The following is a 12,007-nucleotide window of genomic DNA, read 5'->3' on the forward strand; positions in this document are numbered from 1 at the left end:
ATAACTGTATTTAAATACAGTATAAACTGGTTTTATATACAGTAAAGTCCCCAAGGCACTTTTTAGAACAATTTTTTTGACCAGCCCAATTTTGTACTTAATGTATTGAAATAACTGTAGTCCTTAGGGTGGATAAGATTGAGGTGAAAATCACTGCGCCGTATTAAAACCTCTTCCCCTTCCTGTATAGGCAGTGCTATCTGGCTGTCACAACTAATTTCCAGGTCGCTGGTGATTTGGGAGAACTTAAGGCGAATGGTGCTGCTACTATTAATCACTAGCGGTCGGGCCGTTAGGGTGTGTGGGAACATAGGGACCAGGACGATAGCATCCAAAGTGGGGGTCAATATTGGGCCACCCGCCGAAAGTGAGTAAGCGGTCGAACCGGTTGGCGTGGCGATAATCAAGCCATCAGAACGTTGAGAGAATGCAAAGCGATCATCAATATACACTTCGAATTCAATCATATGAGCCACTTTGCCAGGGTGCAAAACGACCTCATTGATGGCTGTGCTGATGCGGCTTTGCTGATTTGTTCGTGTGACTTGCGCTTCCAGTAAGAAACGTTGTTCGCTGAGGTATTCACCTTCCAGAACATCGGAAAGTTGTTGCTGAGCATTGTCGGGGTCTAAATCGGTCAAAAAACCCAGATTACCTCTGTTGACGCCGATCACTTTGATATCATAACGGGCAAGTACCCGAGCAGCACCTAGCATGTTGCCATCACCGCCGACCACGACGGCTAAATCAGCTTTTTGGCCAATGTCAGCCAAACTACCGGTAACAGCGTTGATTAAATTGAGGTCTTTAGCAATTTGTTGTTCAACCATAACGTCATAGCCTCTGGCGTTTAGCCAGTGGTAGAGCATTTCATGGGTGGCAAGTGCGGCCGGGTGCCGTGGGTGACCGACAATACCAATACAATTGAATCTTTTATTATTCATTGCCGTGATTTTCCTCACTGGGGTGTCTTTTGCCCCACATTATGACCGGTTCCCTTGAATCCCCGGTTTTGATCCCCATAATAAGCCAAGTAGCGAGATTAATGCTAAAACGCGGAGATATCCATGAGTAGTAAAGAACAGAAAACACCAAACGAGCAAGTCTCGGAAGAAATGGAAAATGCAGCAGAGCAGCAAGCGGAAGCGACACAAGAGACGGGTGAGGGTGTAGAACCGCGTGTTGCCGAGCTTGAAGCGCAGTTGGCTGCAGCCATACAGCGTGAGCGCGAAAGCTTGCTACGCGCCAAAGCTGAAGTTGAGAATATCCGTCGTCGTACCGAGCTGGATGTTGAAAAAGCGCATAAATTTGCATTGGAAAAATTCTCATCTGAATTATTGCCGGTTATCGATAATCTGGAACGCGCACTGGATACTGCCGACAAAACCAATGCTGAATTGACTGCGATGATAGAGGGCGTCGAGTTGACCCTAAAATCATTGCTCGATGCTGTAGGTAAATACGGTATTCAAGTTGTCAGCGATACCAATGTGCCGTTTAACCCTGAAGTTCATCAGGCTATGACGATGCTTGAGTCTGCTGATCATGAGCCAAACCATGTCATGATGGTGATGCAAAAAGGCTATACGCTAAATGGTCGTTTGTTACGTCCGGCGATGGTCGCGGTATCTAAAGCGAAAGCTTAAGGTGTCCTGATATGGAAAAGGCACCTTTGTGGGTGCCTTTTTTATTTGTTTTTTTAGTCAATGGCGGGCTATTCCGCGATTGGCAGTTTGGGTTGCCAATCAATCGGTTGCTGACCATGCTGCTGTAAGAGTTGGTTCGCTTGCGAAAAATGCTTGCAGCCAAGAAAGCCACGATGTGCAGAGAGTGGTGATGGGTGCGGCGCTTTTAAAATAAAATGGCGTTGGGTATCAATGATTCGGCCCTTTTTCTGGGCATGCGCTCCCCACAGCATAAAAATTACGCCATCACGATTTTCATTCAGCGCAGCAATGACTTTATCAGTAAAGGTTTCCCAGCCGAGGTTGGCGTGAGAGTGTGCATTACCCGCCTCAACAGTTAGCACGGTATTGAGTAGCAATACCCCTTGCTCGGCCCAGCTTTGTAAAAAGCCATGATTGGGGCGCTGGAAGCCGGGAATATCAGTCGCCAGTTCTTTGTAAATGTTTACCAGAGACGGCGGTGCTGGAACACCAGGCAAGACCGAAAATGATAATCCATGAGCTTGATTAGGGCCGTGATAAGGGTCTTGGCCCAAAATAACCACTTTAACCTGATCCAATTCAGTCAGGCGAAAGGCATTAAAGACATCTTTTTGTGCTGGATAGATAGTTTTGCCAGCATCACGCTCTGCCGCGACATAAGCCAGAGTATCTTTAAAATAGGGTTGTTCTTTTTCTTGGCCGATCACATCGTGCCAGCTAAGGGAGGCGGGCATAAACACTCTCCTTGGTTTCTGTAATATATTGATATGCACTAGCTTACCGGTTCAAACCGATGAGTGAAACCGTTAAACCTGAGTCTGTGACGTGATGATGTTTTTTTGACCGGTTCATGCAAAAAATGTTGAAAATTTACAAAAATAATTGCTGTCAGTCAGATTGATAAAATTGATATAAAACATAAATTTGCCAGTGGCGTGATTTCCGTGGTGGCTAAAATATTGATTTAAGTCAAGGAATCGCGGCGGTCTGACTGGTATATAGAACAATAAGACAACAATGGTTTTACCAAATAACCAAGATAGTTTCTCCCCCTTGGAATTTATAGCCGTATTATGGAGGCACCAAATGATTACTGGTATTCAAATTACTAAAGCTAACAATGAAGCCTTGCTGAACTCTTTCTGGCTGCTGGATGATGAAAAATCCGAACTGCGCTGTGTTTGCGCAAAAGCGGGCTATGCTGAAGATCAAATCGTCCCAGCGAGTGAGTTAGGCCAGATAGAATATCGTGAAGTTCCGCTGGAAGTGCAGCCTACAGTACGTGTTGAAGGTGGTCAGCATTTGAACGTAAACGTTCTGCGCCGCGAAACACTGGAAGATGCTGTTAAACATCCAGAAAAATATCCTCAGTTGACGATTCGTGTATCTGGCTATGCCGTACGTTTCAACTCACTGACACCAGAACAACAACGTGATGTGATTACTCGTACTTTCACTGAAAGCCTGTAATCCTTGTCATCATAACTAAGTATTAAAAATACTAAGGGAGTCTTTATGACTCCCTTTTTTTGTCCCTGTAATTTATTTGTCGAGAAGTTAGATCGGGATCACAATATTCGATTTACATAAATAAATCTTACCAATTTCATTTAAGAACTCATCCGATGTGTCGATAGATAAAGCTATTGAGCGCGGCTCAATATCGGAATTATCTATCGACAAGGAGTTGGCATGAGTATATCTGTCAGTTTGGCTAGACCTGTTCCATTAACAGGATTGATGAGCCAAGTAAAACCATTGGAACACATCAAGAAAGAGGCGGTTACCTCAGCGCCGACCGCGGGTGAGTTTCAAAGGGATCCCGCCACTTTCGCCGCCACTCAGCCGGGCAATGAACTTTATTTCCGTATGCTTACGGACCTTAGCATGTCACGTAGTGATGGTGTCTTGGCGGCTGGCAGTCATGTAGCCATATCTGAGGGGCAGGGATCACAGCAAGCAGACTATTCATTAGCATTACTTGCTAAAGACGTTTACGCTCCAGTGACTGGCAGCTTGGCTGGATTCACTCGTCTGAGTGACGATGCATTGATGAATGCGGGAATTGACCCAGCAAGTTTATCTGATAGCGCCTCCGGTTTTCTGGCGGGGATTTACAGTGATAATCAACAGTATGTCCTATCCTTCGCCGGCACTAATGATATTAACGATTGGTTAAGTAACATCCGGCAAGCAACAGGTTATGAGGATGTTCAATATAATCAGGCCGTTGCTCTAGGGAAAACCGCCAAAATGGCATTTGGCGATGCACTTGTGATTACCGGTCATTCATTGGGGGGTGGGCTGGCCACTACGGCTGCATTGGCCAGTGGGGCTTTTGCTGTAACATTTAATGCTGCCGGTGTTTCTGACCACACATTAAATCGTTTGGGTATGAACCCAGCTCAGGCACGACAGTCGGCGGAGAGTGGTGGCGTGCGGCGCTACAGTGAACAATATGATTTACTGACAGATACGCAGGAATCGACCTCACTTATTCCTGATGCCATTGGCCATAAAATAACGTTGGCTAATAATGATAAACTCACTGGGTTAAATGACTGGCTGCCGCACAAGCACCTCGAACGCAGCCTTGCAGCACATAGTATTGATAAAGTGCTCAGTTCCATGAGTGAACAACAACCTTGGGAGCGGCAGTATGCCTGAATCAGCACTGACGATGAGAGTGAAACGCCATTTGCGTTGCGCTATCTACGGTGTTTTGATGCCATTAATCAGTTTTGAGGGGCAGGCAATGACAGAGATTAATATCGCTTTTACCGATCCGTTAGTCATGCCGATAGCAGATGCGATTGTCCATGGCGATGTGAAGCAGATTCATCAGTTAGCCAATAAAGCGTTGCTACAACAGCAGGGCGAACAGGCGGTGACGTTAATGCAGTGGGCTATCCTCAATCAACAACCCGACAGTTTGGCCGCATTACTGCAAGAACATGCAGATCCTTTTCAGCCGGGAATGCAGGGGGATACAGCATGGCATACGGCAGCCAGTGTGCAAGATGCACATTACATGCAAATTCTACTTGAGAGCCACATGCGACCTGATGCCAGAAACAGCGTGACGCAGGTAACGCCTTTGGCTGCGGCGATCATGGCGGGGCGTGAGATCCAGGTTATCCAGTTGTTGGTTGCAGGTGTTGATCCGAATCTGGCCGATCGTATGGGAGATACTCCGCTGCACCTCGCAGGTAAAAGTAATGCACCGGGTTTAGCATTACGTTTGCTAAAAGCCGGCGCAGATCCTGAATTGCGCAATAAGCAGGGTGCAACATTCCAACAGTATTTGGCAATGACCCCCCTGAACATTCAAAGTGCTGAAATGCAGCAAAAATATCAACAATTGAATACTTGGCTTCGAGGTAAAAAACTTGCCGAGGTTTACCTGCAATAGTGCTTGATTTACCTGTGTGGGGCCGAAATACAAAAGTGATACTTCGGTTTGATGGGTAGAGTTGTGGTGTAAATGCGGTGAATAACAAATAAAAAAGCCGCTGTTTATAAGCGGCTTTTTTGTCAGTGTGCTGAACTAGCTAGCAATCTTAGTATCCGGTTTGTCTTTTGCTTTACGGCGCTTGCCCACATTTTTAGCGTCGCGATGCCGAACCTTAACCTTGGCTTTTTCTTTACCGGCTTCTTTTAGCTCTTTACGCTTCGCTAAAACTTTCTTCGACGGCTTACCCGTGGTTTTTTCACTTGGCGCTTTGCTGGTCGGGCGTAACTCATCAATGACACGTGGCTTCAGTGGCTCTTTCAGATAACGGCCAATTTTGCCCAGCAATAAGTGGTCATGCGCTTCGACCAGTGAAATAGCCACACCTTTACGTCCAGCGCGGCCGGTTCGGCCGATGCGGTGCAGGTAGACGTCGGCGGTGAGCGGTAAATCAAAGTTGAAGACGTGGCTGATATCGTCGATATCCAATCCACGCGAAGCCACATCAGTCGCCACCAGTACGTTCACCCGGCCATCACTTAAACGAATAACAGCTTCGGTACGCTTGGCTTGTACCATTTCGCCTTCGAGGAACCAGGCGTTAATACCGGCTTCACGTAACCAACTGACCAGTTGGTGTACCTTTTCACGGGTACGGACAAAAATAATGGATTTCTGTACTTCTGGTTGCTTGAGTAAATGCACCAGCAAGGCAGTTTTATGTTCAATGTTATCTGCGCGGTAATACCATTGCTGAATTTTTTTACGTTCGCGGCGTGATGGGTCGGCTTCCAGTTCTACCGGCTCAGTCAGGATGCGCTCCGCAAACTCACGGATAGCTTCACCTTCCAGTGTGGCCGAGAAGAGTAGGGTTTGTTTGCGCCAACGAGTTTCTGCTGAAATGGTTTCAATATCTTGTGCGAAGCCCATATCAAGCATGCGGTCAGCTTCGTCCAGAATCAGCGTTTCTACCGCCCGACAGTCAAAGTTTTCTTCTTTGATGTATTGCAGCAAGCGGCCGGTCGTTGCCACCACAATATCCTGATTCTCACTAAAGACTTCCGCGTGGTTCATATAAGCCACACCGCCGGTAATCGTCGCGATATCCAGTTGGGTGTGTTTGGCCAGCTCACGAGCTTGATCTGCGACCTGCATAGCTAGCTCACGGGTTGGTGTCAGGATCAAAATTCGTGGTGGGCCAGATTTTTTGCGTGGAAAATCCAGCAAATGCTGCAAGGCTGGCAGCAAAAAGGCGGCAGTTTTGCCCGTACCTGTTGGCGCCGAACCCAATACATCGCGCCCATCCATAGCTGGCGGAATAGCCGCAGCTTGAATGGCAGTTGGGCGCTCATAGCCTTTGTCGCGCAGTGCGTCAATCAGGCGTTCATCGAGATCGAGTTCGGAAAAATTGGTTACAGTCATGGTCTTCCTCTACTTGGGGCGCCGATTATAGACGGGTTAGCCGAATTCTTCACCTGTTTAAGCGGTAATGATGTCTTTTCCCTTCAATCATATTGTCCTATGCTACGCCGGTTATAGATTCTGGTGACTAATGTGGACGAGAAATTGAAAAAAAAACCGGCGTTGCGTAGTGGTGGTTTCACTTTTAAACAATTCTTTGTGGCACATGATCGCTGTGCGATGAAAGTGGGCACGGATGGTGTTCTACTCGGAGCATGGGCACCGGTAGAAAAAGCTCGCAAAGTGCTGGATATTGGCTGCGGTAGCGGGCTTATCGCCTTGATGATTGCCCAGCGCTCGGCATCTGAGGTCATGATTGATGGCGTAGAACTGGAATCCGAAGCAGCGCAACAAGCGAGCAGTAACGCGGCGCAATCGCCCTGGGCGGAGCGAATTTGTATTTATGAGCAAGATGTACACCAGTTTGCCGAAAACCATCTTCATCAGTATGACCTGATTGTCAGTAATCCCCCTTATTTTGCCCCCGCAGTTGCTTGCCGCGATGAGGCTCGGGATACCGCACGCTATACCGGCTCCTTAACTCACGATGCATTATTAAACTGCGTTGAGCAGCTTATCACAGAGGATGGTGTCTTTTGTGTGGTTTTACCTCATGATTTAGGTACTGAACTCACCCGCCTTGCAACTCAACAAAATTGGTTTATTCGTTGTCAGGTTGATATCCGAGATCGTCCCGGCAAGCCTTTACATCGCATGCTACTAACATTATCACGCCAAGCTGGTGAGACTGAATTCCAGCAGTTGGATTTGCGCCAATCAGAAGGGGTATATTCACCTGAGTTTTGTGCGCTAATCAGCGAGTTTTATCTCAATTACTAGTGGATTGTTCAGCAGTTGATAGTTAAGGCTGAGGATTCAGGGAGAGTAGGGCGCGATACTTTGCGCCCAGAAAAGCATTATGGATGGAGAATTGTCGGTTTTGGATTGTCAATTTGTTCAGGATAGTCAAGCGTATAGTGCAATCCGCGGCTTTCTTTACGATCCATCGCGCAACGCACAATTAGCTCGGCAACTTGTACCAGATTACGTAATTCCAAGAGATTATTCGAGATACGGAAATTGGCATAATATTCATCAATTTCCTGCTGCAATGTATTAATCCGGCGTAATGCTCGCTCTAAGCGCTTGGTTGTACGAACAATCCCGACGTAGTCCCACATAAACAGACGCAATTCATGCCAGTTATGTTGAATGACAACGCGTTCATCTGAGTTATCAACACGGCTTTCATCCCAGTCAGGCAAATGTTTTGCTAACTTGGCAGTAGGCAAGCGCGTCAGGATATCTTCGGCGGCAGACCAGCCATAGACCAAACATTCAAGCAGTGAGTTGGATGCCATACGGTTAGCACCATGTAAGCCGGTGTAGCTGACTTCGCCAATCGCATATAACCCGTCCAAATCCGTACGACCGTGCTGATCTACCATCACGCCACCGCAGGTATAATGTGCGGCTGGAACGATTGGAATTGCTTCTTTAGTTAAGTCGATGCCCAAAGACAGCAATTTTTCGTAAATCATTGGGAAGTGCTGCATCACGAAATCAGTGGGCTTATGGCTGATATCCAGATACATACAATCAGCGCCGAGGCGTTTCATTTCGTGGTCAATGGCGCGCGCAACGATATCTCGTGGTGCGAGTTCACCTCGCGCGTCAAAATCAAGCATAAAACGGCTGCCATCAGGGCGCTTAAGATAGGCGCCTTCACCACGTAAAGCTTCGGTCAGTAAAAAGTTGCGGGCTTGCGGATGGAACAGGCAGGTAGGATGGAATTGGTTAAATTCCAGATTCGCGACCCGGCATCCAGCGCGCCACGCCATGGCGATCCCATCACCAGAGGAAATATCTGGGTTGGTTGTATATTGATAAACTTTCGCCGCGCCACCGGTCGCTAGCACCACCGCCTTGGCGCGAAAAGTTTCAACTTTCTCTAATTCGCGGTTCCAGATATAAGCGCCAACTACACGTTTTGTCCCCGCCAGACCAATTTTGTTAGACGTGATAAGATCAACGGCATTACAGCGCTCTTTAACTAAAATATTAGGGTGGGCAGTTGCTTTGCCCACCAGAGTGGTTTCTACTTCTTTACCTGTAGCGTCCGCCGTATGTAGTATACGCCGATGGCTATGTCCGCCTTCACGGGTAAGGTGATAACGTTCTTCGCCGCTGGCATTGGTCTCGGTATCAAAAAGGACACCTTGATCAATCAGCCATTGCACGCAAGAACGGGCATTGCTGGCGATAAACTCAACGGCGTCTTTATCGCAAAGCCCCGCCCCGGCAATCAGGGTGTCATCGACATGAGAGCTGATGCTGTCAGTTTCATCAAAAACGGCAGCAATGCCTCCCTGGGCATAAAACGTGGCGCCTTCATTAAGGGGCCCTTTGCTCAGAACAGTGACTTTACAATGTGGCGCAAGACGCAAAGCCAATGACAAACCGGCAGCGCCACTCCCGATGATCAATACATCGCTAACGTGTTCAGATGATGATTGCATATCGTATGATGTGTGCAGAAGAAGAGTGAAATTCATGTTAGCCTATCTGCCAGAGCAAAAGCTATGGCTATAAGATGTCTAAAGAATATTCAGACAAATAATCTGGCAACATGGAACTTTGCAAATTTTATAAACTCCAAGCGTGTGCTTGCTCAGGAAAATAAAGATATGGCTGGCAGTACTACTTTTAGCGTGGGGATAGATTTCGGGAGAGTTCACCTCGGATGAGCGAGCAGTTAACGGATCAGATGCTGGTTGAACGGGTCCAGAAAGGCGATCAGCAATCGTTCAATTTACTGGTAATTCGATACCAGCATAAGGTTGCGAGCCTCGTATCCCGATACGTACCTCAGGGTGATGTCCCTGATGTAGTTCAAGAATCTTTTATTAAGGCATATCGCGCCTTGGAATCGTTTCGTGGCGATAGTGCTTTTTATACTTGGCTTTACCGTATTGCTGTTAATACGGCGAAAAATTACTTAGTCGCTCAGGGGCGGCGCCCGCCATCCAGTGATGTGGATGCAAATGATGCTGAAAATTACGAAAATGCGGGTGCATTGAAAGAAATATCGAACCCTGAGAACTTAATGTTGTCTGAAGAATTGAGGCAGATAGTTTTCAAAACCATAGAGTCACTTCCTGAAGATCTCCGCATGGCGATTACACTCAGGGAGTTAGATGGTCTAAGCTATGAAGAGATAGCTGTAATTATGGACTGTCCGGTTGGTACTGTTCGTTCCCGTATCTTCCGCGCCAGAGAGGCTATCGATAACAAAGTTCAGCCGCTGATTCAGCGATAAGCGGACACATAAAGGGTATTTGGCATGCAGAAAGAAAAGCTTTCCGCTCTGATGGACGGAGAAACTCTTGATAGTGAGCTGATAGGTTCTTTATCGAAAGATAAAGCACTACAGCAAAGCTGGCAGAGCTATCATTTAATCCGTGATACCCTGCGGGGGGATGTTGGTGAAGTCTTGCATCTGGATATCGCCAGCCGTGTCGCAGAGGCGCTCAAAAATGAGCCTGCTCGTTTTGTTCCTATTGCTGTGCCTGAATCTCAGCCGCAACCACATGTCTGGCAGAAAATGCCTTTCTGGCAAAAAGTTCGTCCATGGGCCAGCCAGATTACGCAAGTTGGTGTTGCTGCGTGTGTTTCTCTCGCCGTTATTATAGGCGTTCAGCAATATAACCAACCTGCATCTGGCAATTTACAGTCAGAAGCGCCTGCTTTTAATACGTTACCGATGATGGGTAAAGCATCACCAGTCAGTTTTGGTGTGCCTGCTGATGGCTCTTTCGGGACGACTCAACAGCATCAAGTTCAAGAGCAACGTCGACGTGTTAATATGATGACGCAGCTGCAAGATTTTGAATTGCAACGCCGTTTGCCACAAACTGATGTATCGCAGGTGCCTTCAGCATCAACACAAGCCGCTATTCAGGTCCCTGGAACTCAGTCCTTAGGAATGCAGCAGCAGTAATGAAGCAACTTTGGTTTTCCGTCTGTTTAATGGCGGGCAGCCTGTTCATGCCAACAATTGCTGCGGCGGAGATTACGCCGATAGCAATGTTGCAGGACATGAGCGCTGCCAGCCAATCGCTCAATTATGAGCTATCGTACATAAATGTTAATAAGCAAGGGATTGATTCTCTTCGCTATCGCCATGCCATCCTGGATAAAAAAACGTTAGCGCAATTGCTGCGTATGGATGGTCCGCGTACAGAGATCATACAACGTGGCAATGAAATAAGTTATTTCGAGCCAGGGTTTGACTCTTTCACGTTGAGCGGTGAGCACATTGTTGATGCTTTACCTTCTGTTGTATTCCCCGATTTTAAAAAACTATCCGAACACTATAACTATATCGCTCTAGGCCGTGCCCGAGTGGCTGATAGGCCATGTCAGGTTATTCGAGTCGTTGCGCGCGACAGTACTCGATACAGTTATATTATTTGGATGGATGAGACAACAAAACTTCCTATGCGAATAGATTTGTTAGATCGTGATGGTGAAACACTCGAGCAGTTTCGTGTGATTTCTTTTGCTGTCGGCGAACCTATTCAGGAGATTCTGCGAGGGGTATTAAAACTGTCTTTACCTCCTTTACTGGGTTTGCCGGCAAAAAATAAAGTAGATTTTAGTTGGAAACCGAGTTGGCTCCCCGAGGGCGTTACTGAGGTTTCGCGCAGTCGGCGCACGTTGCCTAACATGGATACACCAACCGAATCACGACTCTATTCCGACGGCTTGTTTAGCTTCTCTGTCAATGTGAGCCCAGTGGGTAAAGATGCCCCCTCAGAACAATCCCTGCGCCAAGGGCGTCGCACTGTTCATACTGAAGCTCGTAATAATGTTGAAATCACTGTAGTCGGTGAATTGCCTCCTTCAACTGCGAAGCGTATTGCTGATAGTGTGGTTTTGGAGTCTAAAAAATGATGAAGGAATGGGCGACAGTTATCTCTTGGCACAATGGGGTAGCGCTTTTAAGTTGCGAACCACATTCTGGTTGTGGGAGTTGTCATGCGCGTTCTGGATGTGGTAGTCATTTATTAAATGAATTGGGGCCAGAGTCAGAACATCAGTTAAAAATAGCAATTTCGCAACCGCTTGAACCTGGGCAAAAGGTTGAGGTCGGAATCAGTGAAAGTAGCTTATTGCGTTCTGCAGCTTTGGTTTATTTAACGCCATTAATCGGGCTCATTGCTGGTGGCGCTTTATTTCAGGCTTTATTTATTACCGATGCTTTAACCGCTCTTGGTGCTATTTCTGGGGCTGGTTTGGGTTTTTTATTGGCCCGCACTGTGGCTATTAAGATTGAAGGGAAAAGTGATTATCAACCAGCTGTTTTGCAGATTGGTTTACCTCCAGCAGCGATACGTGTTCAGCAAGAGTAATTCCACATTATTTA

General features: G+C 47.0%; 13 protein-coding genes. 9 read left to right on the plus strand and 4 right to left on the minus strand.

Annotated elements, in window-relative coordinates; all coding sequences use genetic code 11:
- Positions 1-62: 62 nt before the first annotated feature.
- A complete protein-coding gene (gene nadK / locus F0T03_RS05395; protein ID WP_145555031.1) occupies positions 63-944 on the minus strand; it encodes an NAD(+) kinase in 882 nt (293 codons plus the stop codon).
- A 123-nt stretch (positions 945-1,067) separates the two neighbouring features.
- On the opposite strand from nadK, the gene grpE reads away from it, so the two are divergent.
- On the plus strand, positions 1,068-1,646 hold the full coding sequence (gene grpE / locus F0T03_RS05400) for a nucleotide exchange factor GrpE (protein WP_145555030.1): 579 nt from the start codon (positions 1,068-1,070) through the stop codon (positions 1,644-1,646).
- Positions 1,647-1,714: 68 nt separating this feature from the next.
- On the opposite strand, the gene ung is transcribed toward grpE, so the two are convergent.
- Positions 1,715-2,401, minus strand: a complete 687-nt coding sequence (ung, locus tag F0T03_RS05405; RefSeq protein WP_145555029.1) for a uracil-DNA glycosylase — start codon at positions 2,399-2,401, stop codon at positions 1,715-1,717.
- A 352-nt stretch (positions 2,402-2,753) separates the two neighbouring features.
- Between ung and grcA the strand changes: the two genes are divergently transcribed.
- From grcA to F0T03_RS05420, 3 genes are all read left to right on the plus strand, one after another.
- Entirely contained in the window at positions 2,754-3,137 is a 384-nt protein-coding gene (gene grcA / locus F0T03_RS05410; RefSeq protein WP_145555028.1) for an autonomous glycyl radical cofactor GrcA, read from the plus strand.
- A gap of 222 nt (positions 3,138-3,359) precedes the next feature.
- On the plus strand, positions 3,360-4,334 hold the full coding sequence (locus F0T03_RS05415) for a Tle-like phospholipase domain-containing protein (RefSeq protein WP_159677394.1): 975 nt from the start codon (positions 3,360-3,362) through the stop codon (positions 4,332-4,334).
- 88 nt (positions 4,335-4,422) lie between these two features.
- The gene (locus F0T03_RS05420; protein ID WP_145555045.1) at positions 4,423-5,079 is read left to right on the plus strand and encodes an ankyrin repeat domain-containing protein; all 657 of its coding nucleotides are present in this window, start codon (positions 4,423-4,425) and stop codon (positions 5,077-5,079) included.
- 135 nt (positions 5,080-5,214) lie between these two features.
- Here the strand turns inward: F0T03_RS05420 and srmB are convergent, their stop codons facing one another.
- On the minus strand, positions 5,215-6,540 hold the full coding sequence (gene srmB, locus F0T03_RS05425) for an ATP-dependent RNA helicase SrmB (RefSeq protein ID WP_159677395.1): 1,326 nt from the start codon (positions 6,538-6,540) through the stop codon (positions 5,215-5,217).
- Between the two features lie 132 nt (positions 6,541-6,672).
- On the opposite strand from srmB, the gene trmN reads away from it, so the two are divergent.
- A complete protein-coding gene (trmN, locus tag F0T03_RS05430) occupies positions 6,673-7,419 on the plus strand; it encodes a tRNA(1)(Val) (adenine(37)-N(6))-methyltransferase TrmN (protein WP_162526882.1) in 747 nt (248 codons plus the stop codon).
- 77 nt (positions 7,420-7,496) lie between these two features.
- Here trmN and nadB read toward each other — a convergent pair whose 3' ends face one another.
- Positions 7,497-9,098 (minus strand): L-aspartate oxidase, encoded by a 1,602-nt coding sequence (nadB, locus tag F0T03_RS05435; RefSeq protein ID WP_208787095.1) that lies wholly within the window; start codon positions 9,096-9,098, stop codon positions 7,497-7,499.
- A 224-nt stretch (positions 9,099-9,322) separates the two neighbouring features.
- Here nadB and rpoE point away from each other — a divergent pair, with 224 nt between their 5' ends.
- From rpoE to rseC, 4 genes are read left to right on the plus strand one after another with little or no spacing between them, the layout of a single operon-like run.
- The gene (rpoE, locus tag F0T03_RS05440) at positions 9,323-9,898 is read left to right on the plus strand and encodes an RNA polymerase sigma factor RpoE (protein WP_005159396.1); all 576 of its coding nucleotides are present in this window, start codon (positions 9,323-9,325) and stop codon (positions 9,896-9,898) included.
- 24 nt (positions 9,899-9,922) lie between these two features.
- Positions 9,923-10,579: an anti-sigma-E factor RseA gene (gene rseA, locus F0T03_RS05445; protein WP_145555023.1), complete on the plus strand. Its 657-nt coding sequence runs from the start codon at positions 9,923-9,925 to the stop codon at positions 10,577-10,579.
- Positions 10,579-11,535, plus strand: a complete 957-nt coding sequence (rseB, locus tag F0T03_RS05450) for a sigma-E factor regulatory protein RseB (protein ID WP_159677397.1) — start codon at positions 10,579-10,581, stop codon at positions 11,533-11,535. Before rseA ends, rseB begins: the two co-directional genes overlap by 1 nt.
- Positions 11,532-11,993, plus strand: a complete 462-nt coding sequence (rseC, locus tag F0T03_RS05455) for a SoxR-reducing system protein RseC (protein ID WP_159677398.1) — start codon at positions 11,532-11,534, stop codon at positions 11,991-11,993. Before rseB ends, rseC begins: the two co-directional genes overlap by 4 nt.
- Positions 11,994-12,007: the final 14 nt, after the last annotated feature.

Source organism: Yersinia canariae (assembly GCF_009831415.1).
Taxonomy (GTDB): Bacteria; Pseudomonadota; Gammaproteobacteria; order Enterobacterales; family Enterobacteriaceae; genus Yersinia; species Yersinia canariae.

Coding starts and splice junctions, on each gene's coding strand:
- grcA (WP_145555028.1), top strand. CDS start 2,754: ATGATTACTGGTATTCAAATTACTAAAGCTAACAATGAAGCCTTGCTG.
- ung (WP_145555029.1), bottom strand. CDS start 2,401: ATGCCCGCCTCCCTTAGCTGGCACGATGTGATCGGCCAAGAAAAAGAA.
- rseB (WP_159677397.1), top strand. CDS start 10,579: ATGAAGCAACTTTGGTTTTCCGTCTGTTTAATGGCGGGCAGCCTGTTC.
- F0T03_RS05420 (WP_145555045.1), top strand. CDS start 4,423: ATGACAGAGATTAATATCGCTTTTACCGATCCGTTAGTCATGCCGATA.
- F0T03_RS05415 (WP_159677394.1), top strand. CDS start 3,360: ATGAGTATATCTGTCAGTTTGGCTAGACCTGTTCCATTAACAGGATTG.
- rpoE (WP_005159396.1), top strand. CDS start 9,323: ATGAGCGAGCAGTTAACGGATCAGATGCTGGTTGAACGGGTCCAGAAA.
- rseC (WP_159677398.1), top strand. CDS start 11,532: ATGATGAAGGAATGGGCGACAGTTATCTCTTGGCACAATGGGGTAGCG.
- grpE (WP_145555030.1), top strand. CDS start 1,068: ATGAGTAGTAAAGAACAGAAAACACCAAACGAGCAAGTCTCGGAAGAA.
- rseA (WP_145555023.1), top strand. CDS start 9,923: ATGCAGAAAGAAAAGCTTTCCGCTCTGATGGACGGAGAAACTCTTGAT.
- nadB (WP_208787095.1), bottom strand. CDS start 9,098: ATGCAATCATCATCTGAACACGTTAGCGATGTATTGATCATCGGGAGT.
- srmB (WP_159677395.1), bottom strand. CDS start 6,540: ATGACTGTAACCAATTTTTCCGAACTCGATCTCGATGAACGCCTGATT.
- nadK (WP_145555031.1), bottom strand. CDS start 944: ATGAATAATAAAAGATTCAATTGTATTGGTATTGTCGGTCACCCACGG.